18 protein-coding genes are annotated in these 19,137 nt (G+C 58.5%); 7 read left to right on the top strand and 11 right to left on the bottom strand.

Annotation, left to right across the window (positions count from 1 at the left end; genetic code table 11):
• Window positions 1–121: 121 nt before the first annotated feature.
• The 4 genes from ACIGDJ_RS23190 to ACIGDJ_RS23175 all read right to left on the bottom strand — a co-directional run bounded on the left by ACIGDJ_RS23190 (window position 122) and on the right by ACIGDJ_RS23175 (window position 4,175).
• Entirely contained in the window at window positions 122–997 is an 876-nt protein-coding gene (locus ACIGDJ_RS23190) for an ABC transporter permease subunit (protein ID WP_101159095.1), read from the bottom strand.
• On the bottom strand, window positions 994–1,908 hold the full coding sequence (locus tag ACIGDJ_RS23185; RefSeq protein WP_101159094.1) for an ABC transporter permease subunit: 915 nt from the start codon (window positions 1,906–1,908) through the stop codon (window positions 994–996). Before ACIGDJ_RS23185 ends, ACIGDJ_RS23190 begins: the two co-directional genes overlap by 4 nt.
• Window positions 1,905–3,047 (bottom strand): ABC transporter ATP-binding protein, encoded by a 1,143-nt coding sequence (locus ACIGDJ_RS23180; RefSeq protein ID WP_039763289.1) that lies wholly within the window; start codon window positions 3,045–3,047, stop codon window positions 1,905–1,907. Before ACIGDJ_RS23180 ends, ACIGDJ_RS23185 begins: the two co-directional genes overlap by 4 nt.
• Before the next feature lie 366 nt (window positions 3,048–3,413).
• Window positions 3,414–4,175, bottom strand: a complete 762-nt coding sequence (locus tag ACIGDJ_RS23175) for a gamma-glutamyl-gamma-aminobutyrate hydrolase family protein (RefSeq protein WP_397479633.1) — start codon at window positions 4,173–4,175, stop codon at window positions 3,414–3,416.
• Between the two features lie 282 nt (window positions 4,176–4,457).
• Here ACIGDJ_RS23175 and ACIGDJ_RS23170 point away from each other — a divergent pair, with 282 nt between their 5' ends.
• The 4 genes from ACIGDJ_RS23170 (at window position 4,458) to ACIGDJ_RS23155 (ending at window position 9,909) form a co-directional block, all read left to right on the top strand.
• On the top strand, window positions 4,458–5,834 hold the full coding sequence (locus ACIGDJ_RS23170; RefSeq protein ID WP_007918694.1) for a glutamine synthetase family protein: 1,377 nt from the start codon (window positions 4,458–4,460) through the stop codon (window positions 5,832–5,834).
• A gap of 175 nt (window positions 5,835–6,009) precedes the next feature.
• Window positions 6,010–7,500, top strand: coding sequence for an aldehyde dehydrogenase (locus ACIGDJ_RS23165; protein ID WP_313002449.1), 1,491 nt, complete (start codon window positions 6,010–6,012; stop codon window positions 7,498–7,500).
• A gap of 49 nt (window positions 7,501–7,549) precedes the next feature.
• Window positions 7,550–8,833: an NAD(P)/FAD-dependent oxidoreductase gene (locus ACIGDJ_RS23160; protein ID WP_397479634.1), complete on the top strand. Its 1,284-nt coding sequence runs from the start codon at window positions 7,550–7,552 to the stop codon at window positions 8,831–8,833.
• Between the two features lie 527 nt (window positions 8,834–9,360).
• On the top strand, window positions 9,361–9,909 hold the full coding sequence (locus ACIGDJ_RS23155) for a cupin domain-containing protein (RefSeq protein ID WP_042558757.1): 549 nt from the start codon (window positions 9,361–9,363) through the stop codon (window positions 9,907–9,909).
• A 638-nt stretch (window positions 9,910–10,547) separates the two neighbouring features.
• On the opposite strand, the gene ACIGDJ_RS23150 is transcribed toward ACIGDJ_RS23155, so the two are convergent.
• The gene (locus ACIGDJ_RS23150) at window positions 10,548–11,312 is read right to left on the bottom strand and encodes a DUF4225 domain-containing protein (protein WP_397479635.1); all 765 of its coding nucleotides are present in this window, start codon (window positions 11,310–11,312) and stop codon (window positions 10,548–10,550) included.
• On the bottom strand, window positions 11,299–11,799 hold the full coding sequence (locus tag ACIGDJ_RS23145) for an Hcp family type VI secretion system effector (protein ID WP_397479636.1): 501 nt from the start codon (window positions 11,797–11,799) through the stop codon (window positions 11,299–11,301). The genes ACIGDJ_RS23150 and ACIGDJ_RS23145 overlap by 14 nt, the downstream gene beginning before the upstream one ends.
• A 346-nt stretch (window positions 11,800–12,145) precedes the next feature.
• Between ACIGDJ_RS23145 and ACIGDJ_RS23140 the strand changes: the two genes are divergently transcribed.
• The gene (locus ACIGDJ_RS23140) at window positions 12,146–12,430 is read left to right on the top strand and encodes a hypothetical protein (RefSeq protein WP_397479637.1); all 285 of its coding nucleotides are present in this window, start codon (window positions 12,146–12,148) and stop codon (window positions 12,428–12,430) included.
• 68 nt (window positions 12,431–12,498) lie between these two features.
• Here the strand turns inward: ACIGDJ_RS23140 and ACIGDJ_RS23135 are convergent, their stop codons facing one another.
• On the bottom strand, window positions 12,499–12,930 hold the full coding sequence (locus tag ACIGDJ_RS23135; RefSeq protein WP_101159086.1) for a hypothetical protein: 432 nt from the start codon (window positions 12,928–12,930) through the stop codon (window positions 12,499–12,501).
• A gap of 159 nt (window positions 12,931–13,089) precedes the next feature.
• Between ACIGDJ_RS23135 and ACIGDJ_RS23130 the strand changes: the two genes are divergently transcribed.
• The gene (locus tag ACIGDJ_RS23130; protein ID WP_101159085.1) at window positions 13,090–13,512 is read left to right on the top strand and encodes an HD domain-containing protein; all 423 of its coding nucleotides are present in this window, start codon (window positions 13,090–13,092) and stop codon (window positions 13,510–13,512) included.
• A 278-nt stretch (window positions 13,513–13,790) separates the two neighbouring features.
• Here ACIGDJ_RS23130 and ACIGDJ_RS23125 read toward each other — a convergent pair whose 3' ends face one another.
• Window positions 13,791–13,955 carry a hypothetical protein gene (locus ACIGDJ_RS23125; protein WP_178081192.1) on the bottom strand — a complete coding sequence of 55 codons (165 nt, stop codon included), beginning with the start codon at window positions 13,953–13,955 and terminating at the stop codon, window positions 13,791–13,793.
• 83 nt (window positions 13,956–14,038) lie between these two features.
• Between ACIGDJ_RS23125 and ACIGDJ_RS23120 the strand changes: the two genes are divergently transcribed.
• Window positions 14,039–14,824 (top strand): DeoR/GlpR family DNA-binding transcription regulator, encoded by a 786-nt coding sequence (locus ACIGDJ_RS23120; protein ID WP_101159083.1) that lies wholly within the window; start codon window positions 14,039–14,041, stop codon window positions 14,822–14,824.
• A gap of 164 nt (window positions 14,825–14,988) precedes the next feature.
• On the opposite strand, the gene ACIGDJ_RS23115 is transcribed toward ACIGDJ_RS23120, so the two are convergent.
• The 3 genes from ACIGDJ_RS23115 to ACIGDJ_RS23105 all read right to left on the bottom strand — a co-directional run bounded on the left by ACIGDJ_RS23115 (window position 14,989) and on the right by ACIGDJ_RS23105 (window position 19,113).
• A complete protein-coding gene (locus ACIGDJ_RS23115) occupies window positions 14,989–16,272 on the bottom strand; it encodes an NAD(P)/FAD-dependent oxidoreductase (protein ID WP_397479651.1) in 1,284 nt (427 codons plus the stop codon).
• Window positions 16,273–16,424: 152 nt separating this feature from the next.
• Window positions 16,425–17,789 (bottom strand): glutamine synthetase family protein, encoded by a 1,365-nt coding sequence (locus ACIGDJ_RS23110; RefSeq protein ID WP_397479638.1) that lies wholly within the window; start codon window positions 17,787–17,789, stop codon window positions 16,425–16,427.
• Window positions 17,790–18,213: 424 nt separating this feature from the next.
• Window positions 18,214–19,113 carry a bestrophin family protein gene (locus ACIGDJ_RS23105; RefSeq protein ID WP_313002520.1) on the bottom strand — a complete coding sequence of 300 codons (900 nt, stop codon included), beginning with the start codon at window positions 19,111–19,113 and terminating at the stop codon, window positions 18,214–18,216.
• Window positions 19,114–19,137: the final 24 nt, after the last annotated feature.

Raw genomic sequence — 19,137 nt, 5'->3', positions numbered from 1 at the left:
CTTTTTATTCAAAAACACAACTTGATCGACGAGCCCTCGGTAGGAGCTGACGAGTGCAACGAGGCTGCGATCTTTTGATCTTGCTTTTGAAGAGCAAAAAGATCGCAGCGTGCCGCAGCTTCTACAAGGCGGTCGCCGCACGTTGCGGCTGCCACGACTCATTTGCGGTCTGATCCATCGCTTCCTGAATCGCCCGTTTGCGATTGGCTTCCGCCTTGCGACCGAAATACCAGACGAGGAAAGTCACCAACGACACCGCCAGCAGAATCAGGCTGGCCACGGCGTTGATCTCGGGTTTCACACCCAGACGCACCGCCGAAAAGACTTCCATCGGCAAGGTCGTGGAGCCGGGCCCGGAAACGAAACTCGCCAGCACCAGATCATCCAGCGACAAGGCAAACGACATCATCCCGCCCGCAGCCAGCGACGGCGCAATCATTGGAATGGTGATCAGGAAAAACACCTTGAACGGCTTCGCACCCAGATCCATTGCTGCTTCTTCGATCGACAGATCCAGCTCGCGAAGGCGCGCGGAGACTACCACTGCGACATAGGCTGCACAAAACGTGGTGTGGGCGATCCAGATCGTCACGATGCCACGCTCCTGCGGCCAACCAATCAGCTGCGCCATCGCCACGAACAGCAGCAACAGCGACAGGCCAGTGATCACTTCCGGCATCACCAACGGCGCGGTGACCAGACCGCCAAACAGCGTGCGGCCCTTGAAGCGCGTAACGCGAGTCAGGACGAAAGCGGCGAGGGTGCCCAGTGCCACCGCAGCAATCGCGGTGTAGCAGGCGATTTCCAGCGAGCGCACCACCGAGCCCATCAGTTGCGTGTTGTCGAGCAGGCCGGCGTACCACTTGATCGACCAGCCGCCCCACACTGTCACCAGCTTCGAGGCGTTGAACGAGTAGATCACCAGAATCAGCATCGGCAGATAAATGAACATCAGACCGAAGATCAGCATGAACTTGGAAAAATTGAAGCGTTTCATCCCCGTGCCTCCATCTCTTTGGCCTGGCTGCGGTTGAACAGCAGAATCGGCACAATCAGGATCAACAGCATCACCACCGCCAGCGCGGACGCTACCGGCCAGTCGCGGTTATTGAAGAACTCTTGCCACAGCACGCGGCCGATCATCAACGTCTCCGGGCCACCGAGCAATTCTGGAATCACGAACTCGCCGACCACCGGAATGAACACCAGCATGCAGCCTGCGATGATGCCGTTTTTCGCCAGTGGCACAGTGATCTTCCAGAAATTGTTGAAGTTACTCGAGCCCAGATCCTGCGCGGCTTCCAGCAGGCTGTTGTCGTGCTTGACGAGGTTCGCGTAGAGCGGCAGAACCATGAACGGCAGATAGGCGTAGACCACGCCGATGTACACGGCAGTGTTGGTGTTGAGGATCTCGATCGGGTGATCGGTGAGCCCGGTCCACATCAGAAACGCGTTCAGCAGACCGTTGTTGCTGAGGATGCCCATCCACGCGTACACGCGGATCAGAATCGCCGTCCAGGTCGGCATCATGATCAGCAATAGCAGGACGTTTTGCGTTTCCTTGCCGGTCTTGGAGATCGCGTAGGCCATCGGAAAGCCGATCGCCAGGCACATCAGCGTGCTCAGTGCCGCGACTTTCAGCGAGCCCAGGTACGCCGACAGGTACAGCTCATCTTCACCAAGCAGGGTGTAGTTGCCGATATTCAGCAGCAGCTGGAATTTCTGTTCGGCGAACGTGTAGATCTCCGAGTAAGGCGGGATCGCCAGCGCAGCTTCCGAGAAGCTGATCTTCATCACCAGAAAGAACGGCAGCATGAAAAACAGAAACAGCCAGATGAACGGAATGCCGATCACCAGTTTCCGCCCGCTGGGCACCAGGCGCAGGAATTGCTGATTGAAGGTTCTCATGAGCGCAGCACCACGCCGCTGTCGTCTTCCCACCAGACGTAGACCTTGTCGTCCCAGGTCGGCCGCGCGCCACGGCGTTCGGCGTTGGCCATGAATGACTGGACGATCTTGCCGCCGGGCAACTCGACGTAGAACACCGAGTGACCGCCGAGGTAGGCGATGTCATGGACCTTGCCTTCAGACCAGTTGTAGCGGAACTCCGGTTGGGTGGTGCTGACGAGCATTTTTTCCGGGCGAATGGCGTAGGTGATCGACTTGTCCTGCACCGAGGTGCTGACGCCGTGGCCGACGTAGATCTTTTGCTGCAAGTCCGGGCTGTGAATGATCGCGTGGCCTTCCAGATCCTCCACCACGGTGCCGTCGAAGGCGTTCACGTTGCCAATGAACTCGCAGACCATGCGGCTGACCGGCGCTTCATAAATGTCGACCGGGCTGCCGATTTGCGCGATCCAGCCCAGGTGCATGATCGCGATGCGCTGAGCCATGGTCATGGCTTCTTCCTGGTCGTGGGTAACCATGACGCAGGTCACGCCGACGCGCTCGATGATTTCCACCAGCTCAAGCTGCATCTGCGAACGCAGCTTTTTATCCAGCGCACCCATCGGCTCGTCGAGCAGCAACAGCTTCGGCCGTTTGGCCAGTGAGCGGGCGAGGGCAACGCGCTGGCGCTGGCCGCCGGACAACTGATGCGGGCGGCGTTTGGCATATTGGGTCATGTGCACAAGACGCAGCATCTCTTCGACGCGGGCATCGATCTCGCTGGCGGGCAAGCGGTCCTGTTTGAGGCCGAAAGCGATGTTCTGCGCAACCGTCATGTGCGGAAACAACGCATAGGACTGGAACATCATGTTGATCGGCCGCTCGTACGGCGGCATGTCAGTGATGTCCACGCCATCAAGCAGAATCCGCCCCTCGGTCGGCCGCTCGAAACCGGCGAGCATGCGCAGCAGAGTCGATTTGCCCGAACCGGAACCGCCCAGCAGCGCGAAGATTTCGCCCTGATGGATCTCCAGGGACACATCGTCCACGGCCACGGTTTCGTCGAACTTCTTGGTGACACGATCGACTTTCACCAACACCTTTTTCGGTTGCTGATGACCTTCGAGTGCCTTGCGGTAAGTGCTGGAGGCGTTTGCCATGTGAAACTCCCAACAGGTGTCGTGTGCCTGGCCAATGTGGCCGGGCTTAAGTGGATTGCAAGCCTGTAAGTGCGATGTCAGTCATTACAGATCCCCTGTGGGAGCGGGCTTGCTCGCGAAAGCGCCGTGTCAGTCGATAGGGTGGGTGTCTGACACACCGCCTTCGCGAGCAAGCCCGCTCCCACAGGTTTTGTATTGATCTGATGCATATCGCTCGAACCGATCCGGCTTGTTCGGCGCCGCCGTCCTGGCTGCCTGGGTCGTACTTGTTGTTATTACGGGTATCGCTGTTCACGACTGACGGATGTGCAAACGCGCACCCGCCAGCCGTGGGGGCAGTAAATCGTCAGTTGTTCCGCGATTGCGTCAGCGCTGACTGCGCTTCACCGCCCGTCGCCGGCACGCTGCGCCGAATGCCTGGAAAATCTTCAGGTAGTTCGGGTTGTCCAGCACTTGCCATTCCGGGTGCCATTGCACACCGAGGGCGAAGGTCGGGCTGTGCTCTACCGAGATCGCCTCGATCAAGCCGTCCGGTGCCACGGCTTCGGCACGCAGGCCGGGGGCGAGGCGATCGATGCCCTGGCTATGAATCGAGTTGACCTGAAACTCACCCGGCAGCTCGAGCGCTTCGAACACGCCGCCCGCGAGCACCGTCACCGCGTGGGCCGGTGCGTATTGCACGGCCACGTCGGGGCTGTCGGCCTCGCGGTGATCGAGCATGCCCGGCAGCTCATGCACCTTCTGATGCAGGCTGCCGCCGAACGCCACGTTCATTTCCTGAAAGCCACGGCAAATGCCCAGCACCGGAACGCCCGCGGCGATGGCTGCACGCAATAAAGGAAGGGTGGTGGCGTCGCGGGCCGGATCATGATCCGTGCCGGGGGCGCTGGCCGGGCCTTGATAGTGGAAGGGCTCCACGTTCGAGGGCGAGCCGGTCAGCAGCAGACCGTCGAGCTGACCGAGCAGGTCGTCGATTTCAGTCAGATTACCGAGGGAAGGAATGACCACCGGCAGCCCCTGGGCGCCAACGCTGACAGCACGTACGTACTTGTCGCCGCTGATGTGATAGGGGTGCAGGCCAATCTGTTTGACGCACGCTGTAACGCCGATCAATGGCTTGAATGCCATTTTTATTCACCTCGAAGTCTGTCACTTGAACGAGCTTTTCCGGAGCTTAGCGTCGTTGATTTTAATTAACAACTGCCATGTAAAAAATTCTAAACGCCGTTCATCAAATTGCTCAGCGTTACCTGGGTTTAGGGACGTATATGGCACGAGAGTGTTAAGAAAAGCCCGAAAAATAAAGGCTTCAGGGCAGGCTGTTCGCTATTGACTTCACTTTGCCTTTCGGATTGACTGGCTGCGCAACACAGTGGTGAACATAATAATTAACAGCTAAATAGGTGCATCATGTCGGTCCCTCTGCGTACCGTTCAACTCAACGAAGCCAACGCATTCCTTAAGAAATATCCTGAGGTTTTGTACGTCGACCTTCTGATTGCGGATATGAACGGTGTGGTGCGCGGCAAGCGCATCGAACGCACCAGTCTTCATAAGGTGTACGAAAAAGGCATCAACCTGCCGGCGTCGCTGTTCGCGCTGGACATCAACGGCTCGACGGTGGAAAGCACCGGTCTGGGCCTGGATATTGGCGATGCCGATCGCATCTGCTACCCGATCCCCGGCACCCTGAGCATCGAGCCGTGGCAAAAACGCCCGACCGCACAGCTGCTGATGACCATGCACGAGATCGAAGGCCAGCCATTCTTCGCTGACCCGCGTGAAGTGCTGGCCAACGTTGTGCGCAAGTTCGACGACCTCGGTCTGACGATTTGCGCCGCGTTCGAACTGGAGTTCTATCTGATCGACCAGGACAACGTGAACGGTCGTCCGCAGTCACCGCGCTCACCGGTCTCCGGCAAGCGTCCGGTGTCGACTCAGGTTTACCTGATCGACGATCTCGACGAATACGTCGATTGCCTGCAAGACATTCTCGAAGGCGCGAAAGAGCAGGGCATTCCCGCTGATGCGATCGTCAAGGAAAGCGCCCCGGCGCAGTTTGAAGTCAACCTGCATCACGTCTCCGACCCGATCAAGGCGTGCGATTACGCGGTGCTGCTCAAGCGTCTGGTGAAGAACATCGCCTACGACCACGAGATGGACACTACCTTCATGGCCAAGCCGTATCCGGGCCAGGCCGGTAACGGTCTGCACGTGCACATTTCGATTCTGGATAAAGAGGGCAACAACATCTTCGCCAGCGAGGATCCCGAGCAGAACGCCGCACTGCGTCACGCGATCGGCGGTGTGCTCGAGACCCTGCCGGCGCAAATGGCGTTCCTTTGCCCGAACGTCAACTCGTACCGCCGCTTCGGCGCGCAATTCTATGTGCCGAACTCGCCAAGCTGGGGCATCGACAACCGCACCGTGGCCGTGCGCGTGCCGACCGGTTCCGCCGATGCTGTGCGCATCGAGCACCGTGTTGCCGGTGCCGATGCCAACCCGTACCTGCTGATGGCGTCGGTGCTGGCCGGTATTCACCACGGCCTGACCAACCAGATCGAGCCGGGCGCCCCGGTTGAAGGCAACAGCTACGAGCAGAACGAACAGAGCCTGCCGAACAACCTGCGTGATGCCCTGCGCGAGCTCGACGACAGCGAAGTCATGGCGCGTTATATCGACCCGATGTACATCGACGTGTTTGTCGCGTGCAAGGAAAGCGAACTGGCCGAGTTCGAGAACTCGATCTCTGACCTTGAGTACAACTGGTATCTGCATACGGTCTAAAAGCCAACACCTGACCCTGTAGGAGCTGCCGAAGGCTGCGATCTTTTGATCTTGCCTGGGAAAAAACAAAGTCAAAAGATCGCAGCCTTCGGCAGCTCCTACCGGGAGTTCGGGTTACCAGATTCCGTTTGGCGTGCGTTCGCCCGTCCCCAATCCTTTTGTCGAGCTCAACACAATGATCACAACCCGCAACGACTGGGAACAACGCTTCCAGTCTCTGTCCATCGAATCGCGCGCTTTCATCAATGGCGAATACCGCCCGGCGATCAGCGGCGACACCTTCCAATGCCTGAGCCCGGTCGACGGCCGTTTTCTCGCCGCGGTCGCCAGCACCGATGAAGCCGACGCCAACCTCGCCGTCGAAGCCGCGCGTCAATCGTTCAACTCCGGTATCTGGGCGAAAAAAGCCCCGGCCGAGCGCAAGCGCATCCTGATCCGCTTCGCCGATCTGATCCTGCAACACCAGGAAGAGCTGGCGCTGCTGGAAACCCTCGACATGGGCAAACCGATCAGTGACTCGATGAGCATCGACATTCCCGCGACCGCCAACGCTATCCGCTGGAGCGCCGAGGCCATCGACAAAATCTACGATGAAGTCGCTGCCACCCCGCATGATCAGCTCGGCCTTGTCACTCGTGAACCCTGCGGCGTGGTCGCGGCGATCGTGCCGTGGAATTTTCCGCTGATCATGGCCAGCTGGAAGTTCGCCCCGGCGCTCGCGGCGGGTAACTCGTTCATTCTCAAACCGTCGGAAAAATCACCACTGACCGCCATCCGCATCGCGCAGCTTGGGCTGGAGGCCGGGATTCCGAAAGGCGTGTTCAACGTGCTGCCGGGTTACGGTCACACCGTCGGCAAAGCGCTGGCGTTGCACATGGACGTCGACGTGCTGGCCTTCACCGGCTCCACGGCGATCGCCAAGCAACTGATGATTTACGCCGGTCAGAGCAACATGAAACGCGTCTGGCTCGAGGCCGGCGGCAAAAGCCCGAACGTGGTATTTGCCGACGCCCCGGACCTGCGCGCGGCAGCAGAAGCGGCGGCCAGCGCCATCGCCTTCAACCAGGGCGAAGTCTGCACGGCCGGTTCGCGCCTGCTGGTCGAGCGATCGATCCGCGATCAGTTCATTCCGCTGCTGGTGGACGCGTTGCAAGCCTGGAAACCGGGGCACGCACTGGATCCGGCGACCACCGTCGGCGCCGTGGTCGACCAGCGTCAACTGGACAATGTGCTGCGTTACATCAGCATCGGCCACGAGCAGGGCGCCGAGCTGATTGCAGGCGGCCAGCGCACCCTCGAGGAAACCGGTGGGCTCTACGTGCAGCCAGCGATTTTCGACGGCGTAACCAACGCGATGACCATCGCGCAAGAAGAAATCTTCGGCCCGGTGCTGTCGCTGATCACCTTCGACACTGCCGAGCAAGCGCTGCAGATCGCCAACGACAGCATCTTCGGTCTGGCTGCCGGTGTGTGGACGAGCAATCTGAGCAAGGCCCACACCTTTGCTCGGGGCCTGCGCGCCGGTAGCGTCTGGGTCAACCAGTACGACGGCGGCGACATGACCGCGCCGTTCGGTGGCTTCAAGCAGTCGGGCAACGGTCGCGATAAATCGCTGCACGCATTCGACAAGTACACCGAGCTGAAAGCGACCTGGATCAAGCTCTGACTCTTTTACAGCGGCGGTCGCCCTTGGTTGGCGGCCTTCGGAGAAACCTATGAAACAGCAACACGTAAACAGTTACTACGCGGCCACGCGCAATGAAGTCATTGACTTCCCGATTCTCGAAGAAGTGGTGGACTGCGATGTCTGCATCATCGGCGCCGGTTATACCGGTCTGTCCTCGGCGCTGTTTCTCAGCGAAGCCGGTTATAAAGTCACGGTGCTGGAAGCGGCGAAAGTCGGCTACGGCGCCAGCGGGCGCAACGGTGGGCAACTGGTCAACTCCTACAGCCGCGACGTCGATGTCATCGAAGAGCGCTACGGCGACAAGACTGCAGAAATCCTTGGCAGCATGATCTTCGAAGGCGCCGATATCATCCGTTCGCGCATCAAGGATTACGGCATCAAATGCGACTACCGCCCGGGCGGTATTTTCGCCGCGATGAACAAGAAGCAACTCAACGGTCTGGCCGAGCAGAAGCGCAACTGGGAACGCTACGGCAACCGCAATCTGCGGATGCTCGACGCAGCGGATATCCGTCGCGAAGTCGGTTCCGATGCTTACGTTGGCGGTTTGCTGGACATGCAGGGCGGCCACGTTCATCCCTTGAACCTGGCCCTGGGTGAAGCCGCCGCCATCGTGCGTTTGGGCGGCATGATCTACGAGCAATCGGCGGCGGTGGAAATCACCTACGGCGAGCCGATCACCGTGCGCACCGCCAAAGGTCTGGTCCGCGCCAAATATCTGCTGATCGCCGGCAACGCTTATCTGCCGCAAGGCCTCGACAACCGCGTCACCGCGAAAAGCATGCCGTGCGGCTCGCAAATCGTCGTCACCGAACCGTTGACCGAGCAGCAGGCGCGCAGCCTGATTACCCACAACTATTGCGTCGAAGACTGCAATTACCTGCTCGATTACTACCGTCTCACCGCTGACAACCGTCTGCTTTACGGTGGTGGTGTGGTCTACGGCGCGCGGGAACCGGACGATATCGAGCAACTGATCCGGCCGAAGATCCACAAGACCTTCCCGCAGCTCAAAGACGTGAAGATCGACTACCGCTGGACCGGCAATTTTCTGCTGACCATGTCGCGCATGCCGCAATTCGGCCGCATCGAAAAGAACGCCTACTACATGCAGGGTTACAGTGGTCACGGTGTCACCTGCTCGCACCTGGCCGGCAAACTGATCTCGGAAATGATTCGCGGCGACGCCGAACGCTTCAACGCTTTCGCCTCACTGCCACACATGCCGATGCTCGGCGGCCGCACGTTCTCCGCGCCGCTCACCGCTCTGGGCGCCGTCTACTATTCGCTGCGCGACCGTTTCGGCGTCTGAGTAACCGCCCCGGCGGCGGCCCCCAAGCCTCCGCCGGTTTTTCTGACATACCTGAGGACAGCAGATGTGAGGGGCCTGTCATCAATGCAGCTGGCACACCAGAGATCAAACTGTGGGAGCGGGCTTGCTCACGAAGGGGCCATATCAGCCAACATGGGTGTCGCTTGACACTCCGCTTTCGCGAGCAAGCCCGCTCCCACAGGGGAATCGGTGGTGTTGGAAGATGTTGCGCCTGGCGCCAGTTGAATGTGGGAGTGGGCTTGCTCACGAAGAGGGAGGTACATTCAGCAATGATGTTGCCCGACCTGCCGCTTTCGCGAGCAAGCTCGCTCCCACATTGGCTGTATTGCCATGGCAGAAGGGAGTTTCGTCTCACCATCCATCGAACCTGCTGAGCAACACCTGCAAACGTGATTTAATAGCCGCCTTTCACGGTTCCGGGACACGGGAGCAACGTGATCCGCGCGACCTGCGCGTCACCCGCCACCCACCCCCATTACCCTTAAGTACCTCAACATAAGGCTGTCATGGATACGGGTTCTCGACTCAAACTAGTACGCGAAAGCTACAAACTCTCCCAGCGCGAGCTCGCCCGGCGTAGCGGCGTGACCAACGCGACCATCTCGCTGATCGAACAGAACCGCGTCAGCCCCTCCGTCAGCTCGCTGAAAAAGCTGCTCGAAGGCATACCTATGTCCCTGGCCGACTTCTTCACCTTCGACCAGCCCCCACGCGAACACCAATACGTCTTCCGCGCCAATGAACAACCCGACCTCGGCCGCCACGGCCTGCGCCTGCTGCTCATCGGCGCCTCCGTCCCCAGCCGCCAGATGCGCCTGCTGCGCGAACAATACGCCCCCGGTGCCAGCTCCGGCGAAGAGCCGATTGTTCACTCGGAAGGTGAGGAGTGCGGGTTGGTAACGCGCGGGACTGTTGAGTTGACGGTGGATGGCTCGGTGAGCGTGTTGAATGCCGGGGATGGGTATTACTTTCCGACCACGTTACCGCATAAGTTCCGGAATATCGGGGCGGACGAGGCTGAGATCATTAGCGCGAATACGCCGGCTAACTTCTGATTGATGCGTCAGGCATTAACCATGCGCTGTAAGTAAATCCGACGCCTGTTGAAGGGCGTCGGATTTTTTTGAGTCGAGGAAAAGTTTGTAGGTTTGACGGTTTTTATTTGTAGGAATGCTCTGAATGAGTGCGTGATGATGCAAGGTTAATGACGTTAGGGGGGGGTGGTATGGTTACATGGCTTATGATATTGACGTGCTTCTATCTTGGTTGATCAAGACTTTGTATTGTCGAGCTAAACTTGTTGATTTTTAATGACTTGATATGGGGGTGTCATAAGTTGAGTATCAGGTTTCTATGTCAGGTTGTTATTTTGTTCTTTTTAACTATCGCATTCAGTTGTATTTTCGCGTTAGTTCTAATGAATTTTTTGAGTCAGATTTTACCGCTGGGAGGACTGATCAGGAAATTTTCTGAGGGTTTGATGCTTCTGGTTTATCTGTATGTAAATTTTTTTTACTGCTTTCCTGTTCAGATTGCTGAGTTGCGAGGTCGGTATGTCGGGACTGGACGCTATCCAGCCTGGGTACGGTATTTCATCGCTGGCAGTTGCGCACTTATATTTGAAGAGGTTGTTTATTATTTTATTAGCGATACTTGGGGATTGTCAGAAGTGCTGTGTAGGATGCTGAGTTTTTTAGTGTTCTTCGCTTTTTACGGATATTTTATGTCCGGGAAAGGATTTAAAGGTGGGCGATAGTGTTGGTGGTTGATTTGTTGTGATTTCGTTGTCGATGTTTCTTATAGTGATTCCGTCAATCAACGCCTCAAAAGCCAGTGATATTTTCCCCATTTGCTTATAGGCTCGCTCATAATTCACAGGGTCGCGAGTGAATAGCTCCACTGAGTCGGTTTTTCGAACGGGTTGAAGTATGCTGAAGATAGACAGCCCTATGTCAACACCGAAGTAGGCGATATTTCCATGGGAAATGTCACCCGCTAAGAATTGATAGAGTTTGCGTATTGGGCCAACTACTGCTGGGTTTTCAGGGCCGTTGTGAATGTTTGCTAGTCCTTCATATATGTTGTTAGCTCCGTGTAACGAGTAGACTGAGCCGGCCACTGCGTTTGTTGGTGTTCTGGAAGCGAAATGTACTGAGCCAACTTGGATTTGCATCATCCCCGCAGCAACACCTACACCGTTTTGAGCATAGAACGATACCTTGTTCAGTAACTCAGTATGTTCCTCCCTAAGCTCCTGCAACCCTTGCTTGGCGCTGATAACGCCTTCATCAACAGCTCGAATAATCTCATTCGCATAAGACGAAACGACCTCGTTAAATCGAAGCTGATTGAAACTGTCATACAGTTGAGTCGCGCCAATCTGACAGCCGAATGCGACCAGATCGGCAGCTGCTCGGGTAACATCGTTGATGTCGCACAAATCCTCATTCACCGTCATTTCCCCAAGTGCTGAAACCGCACGTGCCCGCCTGGAGGTGCATCCAACTGATTTCGCGATAGGTGAAGGACACCAATTCTTGGGGCTGTGCGTCATTCAAATGAATGGCGTGGGGAACCTGGAGGTTGATGTGGGCAATTTTTGCGCCGGTTATGTGGATTTTGAAGTACTTGTCCTGTGTGCCAGCGGGGGAGGTTCGGTAGAAGACGATGGTGCAGTCCAGCACTTCTCGCTCATGAAGTGCGGCGAAGAGCAGTGGTGAGGATTTGTCGATGTTCTTGGTGATCATGATCGGCAAGTGTTGGCCACGATCTGCGGTGACGCCGCCGTTATTGCCGGTGGTCATGTTGTGGGAATAGGCCAGTACCATTATCTCGTCAAGGTGGCCCAGTTGGCACTTGTTGCCGATGGAGTTAGTGTCGGAGCATCCGGCGGAGACCAGCCCTTGTCGATTTCCAGTGATACTCATGTAGCTGTGATTGGCCATGGATGCGCTGCCTTGTTTAAAGGTTAGTCTTGCTCGCAGAGTAACCGTCAATTTAAGCCAGTGCCGAGAGGCAAAGTTTCGGTGTTCATCGATCTCAGATAAGTCTTACAAGGGCGGCGGACGTCAGGAAGTGAAAGTTCTGAGTGCCCACGATGGTGAGGTCGGTTTAAGGTCGCTTCACAGTCCGGTGGAGCAAGCCCTCTCGCCACATGGATGGTTTCCTATGAAGTTGCGGACCTCGAAATCGCACGAGCCTGTTGGGCGATAACCATTCGTCAGCCGCCCCGCATTTTTGCTGCACACCTGTTTCCAATGCGTACCTGACCCTCGCAAAGGAACCGCCAACATGCGCCAATCCAACCTCGCAGCACTGACCCTGGCCACGCTGTTATCCGCCACCTCGCTCTACGCAACAGCCGCCAGCGACACCCCGGCACCCACCGCTAACGACGGCAATAGCCAAGCCAACCCGAGTGCGCCGGAAGACATTCACTCCAACGGCGCCACCGTGCCCAAAGGCACTCAGGGCAACACCACCAACAATGACGGCTCAACGCCTTCAGGTTCCAAGCCCAGCGGCTCGAAGCAATCGAATGACAGCGGCACCAGCAGCGGTGCTGGTGAAGGTTGAGGCTGTTTGCAGATGCAGCAAGCCCGGCATCGCGCCGGGCTCTGCAACAGATCAACCGATAACAGGCGCTATTTCGCCTTCCAGTTGCCCCCACTGTTCTCACAATCAATTTTCGCCTGAGCCAGATGTTCACCGTCGTAGTAATACGTGGTGACTTTGGCGTTATCAGGCATGTTCAAGGGTTTGGCGCTTTTGTCTTTGCTGGTCGAGTGCGGGTTGGCCAGGGATTCCTGGGTCAGGCGGGCGCTGCAGGTGGCCTGGTAGTGATCGTCGCAGCGATCAACTTTTTTCTTGGTGGCGTTGAGGGTGTCCTTGGTTTCGTTGCTGCATGACCAGTTGATGGAATCGACGGGCATGCCTTCGTATTCGTAGCAGCTGTGGGTTTCCACCGCCGGCACCGAGGCGCTTGAGGAGCGGGTGTGCACGTCGCAGCCTTCGGCCATGACGCAGGTGGGGATGATGGCGAATGTGGCGATCAGAAGCAGCAGTCGGGTTTTCATCGGCAATTCCTCTCCAATGGCGCCGCGTCCGATCGATGATTTGGCGCTTGTCTGGTTTCGAGGCGGCGAGGGCGGGCAAGGTTCAATCGGCTTTGCGCTGCGCGTTCTTCGCTTACACTGCGCAACAATCAGAAACATTCAGCGCAGGATTCGATTCCCATGGCCCAATCCCTCGAACGCGCCATCGCCATTGCCGCTACGGCCCACACGGGGCAGGTGGACAAGGGCGGCGCGCCGTACATTCTTCATCCGCTGAAAGTCATGTTGCGCATGCATACGCTGGAAGAGCGCATCGTCGCTGTGCTGCACGACGTGGTCGAGGATTGCGGCGTCAGTCTTGATGATTTACGCCGCGAAGGATTCAGCGAGGAGGTGCTGACCGCGATTGCAGCTGTGACGAAATTGCCCGGTGAGTCTTACGAGGATTTCGTCGACCGCGCCGCGCAGAACCCGATCGGGCGCGTGGTGAAACTGGCGGATCTGGAAGAGAACAGCGATATCTCACGGATTGCCTCGCCGAGTTGGGAGGATCTGGAGCGGATCGAGAAATATCGGCGGGCGATTGCACGGCTTCGCGCTTAGGAATGCAACCCCCCGTAGGAGCTGCCGAAGGCTGCGATCTTTTGATGTTGTTTTTGCAAGATCAAGAGCAAAGATCGCAGCCTTCGGCAGCTCCTACATGTGGACGCTGTAGTCAGTTGGATAGCCAGGAAGGCGAACTATGAAATCCATTGTGTGCTTGTTGTTTGCGGCTGGTTTTGGCGCGCTGTCCCCCTCACCCAGGGGGACTGAGCGCGTGCACCGGGATCCGGCGCAAAGATGGTTGCGTGAGCAATTGCTCGCCTCGGTTTGATGCATGTTCAGGCGTGGCCCAGGGCAATCGCGAACGAGACGACGATCATGCAGGCGAAGGCGAAATTGAGATTCATGGGCTGGTCATCCTGAGCTTTTGAGAGTGGGGCCATTGTGAACAGGCGCAGCGCAAAGAAAAAATTCGCCGTGTTGATTCCAATGATCGAAAGCATTGATAGCCGCTGCGTTTGTATTTGCCCGGTGCTTTGGCTAGTCTCGCTGAAACCTGCAACTACAAGCACAAACAGGCGCAACCATGCACGACCACTCCATCGCTGAACTGCCGTCCCTGCGTCGGCAGAAAATCCTTTTGCTTCTTGAGCGTGACGGCAAGGTCATGGCCTCCGAGCTGAGCCAGCATTTCGCAGTCTCCGAAGACACCATCCGCCGTGACCTCGCCGAGCTGGACAGCGCCGGCCTGGTGCAGCGCGTGCATGGCGGCGCGCTGCCGCGACCGAAGGACTCCGGCAAGGATTACTTCACCCGCCTGGATGAGACCGACGAGGTCAAAGTGCGCCTGGCGCAGTTGGCGGCGCAGCACGTCGAGGACGGGCAGATTGTGCTGTTCGATTCCGGCTCGACCACGTTGCAGGTGGCGCGCGCCTTACCCGCCAATGTCCGCATCACCGCCGTGACCGCTTCACCGCTGACGGCGATTGCCTTATCCGAATACAAGGGTGTGAAAGTGATCCTGGCGGGCGGTGAATTGAATCCGCATTCGATGTCGGCGAGTGGTCAGGAAGCGCTGCGATTGCTGGCGGGAATCAAGGCGGATCTGGCGATTACCGGGGTCTGTGCGATTCATCCCGAGGTCGGCATCACCTCGCTGCATTTCGATGAAGTGCCGATCAAGCAGGCGATGCTCGACAGTGCAGCGCGGGTGATTGCGGTGACCACGGCGGACAAGTTGGGGGCGGTGGAGCCATTTGTAGTGGCGCCGTGTACGCGCCTGCATACGTTGATTACCGAGCGGCATCCGGGGTCGGGGAGTGTGGAGGATTATCGGCGGTTGGGGATTGTGGTGGAGCAGTTGCCGGATTGAATTATTTGGGGTGGATGTGAGGGCCCGGTCGCGAGCAAGCCCGCTCCCACATGTAAGCTGCAGTGAAAACATGGCCCTGTAGGAGCTGCCGAAGGCTGCGATCTTTTGATTTTTTTAAAACAAGATCAAAAGATCGCAGCCTTCGGCAGCTCCTACAGTTTGGATCAGCGCAACCGCTCAAGCATCTGGTAATACCACATTCCCGCTGCCAGTAATGGGTTGGCGAGCAGGTCGCCCATGGGGACGCGAATGTGCTGGCACGCGGCGAATGTGTCGAACTGTTCCATCTGCCCGGTGATCGCCCGGCTCATGATTTCGCCCATGATGTGCGTGGTGGCGATGCCGTGCCCCGAGTAGCCCTGGCAATACCAGACGTTGTCCGAGAGCTTGCCCAGTTGCGGGATGCGGTTGATGACGATGCCCATGGCGCAGCTCCATTGGTAATCGATTGGCACGCCTTTGAGCGCCGGGAAGGTGCGCTCGATACACGGTCGCAGCTCCGCAGCAATGTCCCGGGAATCCTTGCCGCTGTAGTTGGCGCCGCCGCCGAACAGCAAACGGCCGTCGGCAGTGAGCCGGTAGTAATCGAGGACGAAGCGGCAGTCGTACACCGCAAGATCTTCGGGGTTGATCTGTTTCGCCAGATCACCCAGCGGCGCGGTAGTGACGATGCCGCCCATGGCCGGGAAAATCTTGCCCTTGAGCTGACCCGGTTCGAGCTTGTGATAGACATCGCCGGCGAGCATCACCTGACTGGCGTCGATCTGGCCGTGGGCGGTGCGCACGCCGGGGTTGTCGCCGTGAATGATCTCCAGCACTTCGCTGTTCTCGAAGATCAGCGCGCCCAGACTTTCGGCTGCGCGTGCTTCGCCAATGCACAGGTTGAGCGGATGCAGGTGCAGGTTGCGGGTGTTCTTGATTGCGCCGTGATAGAGCTCGCTTTGCAGTAAGTCGCGAACCTGGTTGCGGTCAAGCAGACTTACTTCATCACCCAGACCGCGGCGCACGGCTTCGTCGTAATCCTTGCGCAGATCCACCATGTGGCTCGGCTTGTATGCCGCGTGCAAATGGCCGTGTTTGAGGTCGCACTGGATCGCATATTTTTCGACGCGCTGGCGGATGATTTCATGCCCGCGCCAGCGCAGGTGCCAGATGAAATCATCCACGTCATCGCCCAGTTTTGCGCGCATCTGTTTGCGCATTGCACCGTCGCCGGAGAGGCTGCCAGTCACTTGCCCGCCATTGCGCCCGGTGGCGCCCCAGCCAATTTTGTGGCTTTCGACAATGGCGACTTTCAGGCCTTTTTCCGCCAGCTCGACAGCGGTGGCAACGCCGGTGAAGCCGCCGCCGATGATCACCACATCGACCTTGTGCCGGCCCTGCAGGGGCGGGTAGTCGGTGTCCTGATTGAGGGTGGCGGTGTAATAGGAATTGCAGCGAATGGTCATGTCAGGATCCACATAAAATTCGGAAGTCATAATGCAATCCCCTGTGGGAGCGGGCTTGCTCGCGAAAGCGGTATGTCAGTCACCCAAGATGTTGAATGTGACCACGCTTCGCGAGCGAGCGAGCACGCTCGCACAGGTTCGGTGTCTGATCGTTAAGCCTCGGTCAGGTACCAGCGCCAATCCTGCTCACCCACTTCAGCCATGAACTGCCGATACTCGGCACGCTTGACCGCCAGATACACCCCAAGAAATTCCTGCCCCAACGCTTCCCGTGCCCACTGTGAATTTTCCAGCGCCTGCAATGACGTCAGCCAATCGGTCGGCAACAATTCTTTTGCCTGAGCGTAACCATTGCCCTCGACCGGCGCGCCCGGATCCAGCTCCTCACGAATGCCGCGATGTATCCCGGCAAGAATCGCCGCTGCCGCCAGATAAGGGTTGGCGTCGGCGCCGCAAATACGATGTTCGATGTGTCGCGTAGGGGCCGGGCCGCCCGGCACGCGCAGGCTGACCGTGCGGTTGTCGACACCCCAGGTCGGCGCCAGCGGCGCGTAGCTGTTGGCCTGGAAGCGTCGATAAGAGTTGGCGTTGGGGCAGAACAGCAGCAGCGAATCGAGCAAGGATGCGAGCATGCCGCCGATCGCCGTGCGCAGCAGCGGTGTGCCGGCCGGGTCTTCAGAGGCGAACAAATTACGCCCCTCGGCATCGGCGAGGCTGACGTGCATGTGCATGCCCGTACCGGCCAGATCATCGAACGGCTTGGCCATGAACGTTGCCTGCATGCCGTGCTGGTGCGCCACGCCTTTGACCAGGCGCTTGTAGCGCACCGCCTGATCCATCGCTTCCAGCGCATCGCCGTGTTCAAGGGTGATTTCCACCTGCCCCGGCGCGTATTCGGAGATTGCCGTACGCGCCGGAATGCCATGCAGCTTGCAGGCGCTGTAAAGGTCGGCGAGGAACGGTTCGATCTGCTCCAGCTCGCGCAAACCGTAGACTTGCGTGTGTCGCGGTCGACCGCCATCAGCGTCCCGCGCCGGTTGCGGGCGGCCGTTGTGATCACGTTTGGCGTCGAGCAGATAGAACTCCAGCTCGCAGGCCATGATCGGGTGGTAACCCTCGGCCTTGAGCCCGTCAATGACTTTGATCAGCAGGTGACGCGGGTCAGCGATGCTCGCCGGCATGCCCTCGGTCGGGTGCATGCTGACCTGCACCGCGGCCATCGGAATTTGCCGCCACGGCAGGCGCACCAGACTGCCTTGCAGCGGATAGGCGCGGCAGTCGATGTCGCCGACGTCCCAGACCAGACCGGAGTTCTCGACGTCTTCGCCTTGTACGGTCAGGCCAAGGATGGTGCTTGGCAGCGGTCGGCCGCTTTCGTACACGGCGAGCAGTTCTTCACGGTGCAACAGCTTGCCGCGCGGCACGCTGTTGGCGTCGAGGATAAACAACTCGATCATGTCGATATCGGGGTTTTGTTCAAGGAACAGGCGGGCGTCTTCGATGGCTGCGAATTTCATGGCAAATCACTCACGATGGCGCCGCACAGGCGCGCAGATTCGGCCGGATACGACGCGACAAAAAAGCGCACGTGTCCCGGCAGGGATATCAGGGAAAGAGAAATTGACTGTCGCGGGTGTCAGTTCGCGCGATCAGGCAGGAACGGCGATATCCGGCGGGCGTGCAGAGTGACGCAGCTTGGAACGGCGCAGGGCCATGGGCAGATTGACGATGCGGTTCATACGCGGCCCCGTATGCAGTGGGCGCGTACAGCAGAGACGTGCAACCTTTGGGGTTGTTGTGGTGACGTACTCATAACGCGTGTTTCCGTTGGCGGAAAGCGTCGGCGGCAGGGTGGGCCCGGCGACCGGTGTGCCCGGATAGTAAGGGGGAATTTGCGCGCATGTAAACGGGAGATTCGCCGATGGCGGTTTCCCGCGTTATTCAGCGCAGCACGTAATCGTCCGGTTGCGGCGCGGGTGGTAACGGCGAAACGCCGAGTTCGTGCAACACGTCGCGCTCCAGCGTACGCACCAGCGCGTCGGTCGGCAGATCGTTTTCATCGCGCCCGAACGGGTCTTCGAGTTCATCGGCAATCGCGTCGAAGCCGAAAAAGGTGTAGCTGACAATTGCCGTGAACAGCGGCGTCAACCAACCCAGCGATTGCGCCATGGCGAAGGGCAGCAGCAGGCAGAACAGGTAGATGGTGCGGTGCAGCAGCAGGGTGTAAGGGAAGGGCAGTGGCGTGTTCTTGATCCGGTCGCATACGGCCTGGGCCTGGCTCAGGCAGGTCAGGTGACTGGCCAGTAATTGATAACGCCATGGCGACAGCGCACCGGCCGTTTCCAGCTCGCAACATTGGCGCCCGACCTGATGAATGATCTGTGCGCAGTGATCCGGCGCAGCCTCGTCGAGTGGCGGGCTGAGCCAGTCGGCACTGGCCTGTGCCTCGCTCTCCGAGCGCAGCCGTGCGTTCAATGCATGGGCGAATCCGCACAGGTTGCGCAACAGTTGCTCACGCCGGCGGGTGTCAGCGATGCCTTGGGTTTCACGCATCACCGAACGCACCCGCAGCAGCACATCGCCCCAGGCCTTGCGCCCCTCGTACCAACGGTCGTAACAGGCATTGTTGCGAAAGCTGAGGAAGATCGACAGCGACAGCCCCAGCAGGGTGAAAGGCGTCGCGTTGATCTTGGCGAAATAGCTCGGTACCAGGAGCTCAATCAGCACAATCCCCGCCGCCAGCAGCGTCAGCATCAAGGTGCGCACGGCGATGCGTTTGGCGATCGAGCCTTTGAGGGTGAACAGCACGGCGAACTGATTGGGTCTCGGTCTGACGATCATCTCGCGGTCCCGGTTGCGCGGCGA

This window comes from Pseudomonas sp. NPDC079367 (assembly GCF_044542195.1).
Taxonomy (GTDB): Bacteria; Pseudomonadota; Gammaproteobacteria; order Pseudomonadales; family Pseudomonadaceae; genus Aquipseudomonas.
The sequence above is the reverse complement of the archived record's forward strand: the minus strand, read 5'-3'. Positions and strand labels throughout refer to the sequence as shown.

Bases quoted from the DNA above. Each gene is read 5' to 3' on its own strand.
- ACIGDJ_RS23190 (WP_101159095.1), bottom strand. From the start codon at position 997: ATGAAACGCTTCAATTTTTCCAAGTTCATGCTGATCTTCGGTCTGATG.
- ACIGDJ_RS23185 (WP_101159094.1), bottom strand. From the start codon at position 1,908: ATGAGAACCTTCAATCAGCAATTCCTGCGCCTGGTGCCCAGCGGGCGG.
- ACIGDJ_RS23180 (WP_039763289.1), bottom strand. From the start codon at position 3,047: ATGGCAAACGCCTCCAGCACTTACCGCAAGGCACTCGAAGGTCATCAG.
- ACIGDJ_RS23175 (WP_397479633.1), bottom strand. From the start codon at position 4,175: ATGGCATTCAAGCCATTGATCGGCGTTACAGCGTGCGTCAAACAGATT.
- ACIGDJ_RS23170 (WP_007918694.1), top strand. From the start codon at position 4,458: ATGTCGGTCCCTCTGCGTACCGTTCAACTCAACGAAGCCAACGCATTC.
- ACIGDJ_RS23165 (WP_313002449.1), top strand. From the start codon at position 6,010: ATGATCACAACCCGCAACGACTGGGAACAACGCTTCCAGTCTCTGTCC.
- ACIGDJ_RS23160 (WP_397479634.1), top strand. From the start codon at position 7,550: ATGAAACAGCAACACGTAAACAGTTACTACGCGGCCACGCGCAATGAA.
- ACIGDJ_RS23155 (WP_042558757.1), top strand. From the start codon at position 9,361: ATGGATACGGGTTCTCGACTCAAACTAGTACGCGAAAGCTACAAACTC.
- ACIGDJ_RS23150 (WP_397479635.1), bottom strand. From the start codon at position 11,312: ATGACGGTGAATGAGGATTTGTGCGACATCAACGATGTTACCCGAGCA.
- ACIGDJ_RS23145 (WP_397479636.1), bottom strand. From the start codon at position 11,799: ATGGCCAATCACAGCTACATGAGTATCACTGGAAATCGACAAGGGCTG.
- ACIGDJ_RS23140 (WP_397479637.1), top strand. From the start codon at position 12,146: ATGCGCCAATCCAACCTCGCAGCACTGACCCTGGCCACGCTGTTATCC.
- ACIGDJ_RS23135 (WP_101159086.1), bottom strand. From the start codon at position 12,930: ATGAAAACCCGACTGCTGCTTCTGATCGCCACATTCGCCATCATCCCC.
- ACIGDJ_RS23130 (WP_101159085.1), top strand. From the start codon at position 13,090: ATGGCCCAATCCCTCGAACGCGCCATCGCCATTGCCGCTACGGCCCAC.
- ACIGDJ_RS23125 (WP_178081192.1), bottom strand. From the start codon at position 13,955: ATGCTTTCGATCATTGGAATCAACACGGCGAATTTTTTCTTTGCGCTG.
- ACIGDJ_RS23120 (WP_101159083.1), top strand. From the start codon at position 14,039: ATGCACGACCACTCCATCGCTGAACTGCCGTCCCTGCGTCGGCAGAAA.
- ACIGDJ_RS23115 (WP_397479651.1), bottom strand. From the start codon at position 16,272: ATGACCATTCGCTGCAATTCCTATTACACCGCCACCCTCAATCAGGAC.
- ACIGDJ_RS23110 (WP_397479638.1), bottom strand. From the start codon at position 17,789: ATGAAATTCGCAGCCATCGAAGACGCCCGCCTGTTCCTTGAACAAAAC.
- ACIGDJ_RS23105 (WP_313002520.1), bottom strand. From the start codon at position 19,113: ATGATCGTCAGACCGAGACCCAATCAGTTCGCCGTGCTGTTCACCCTC.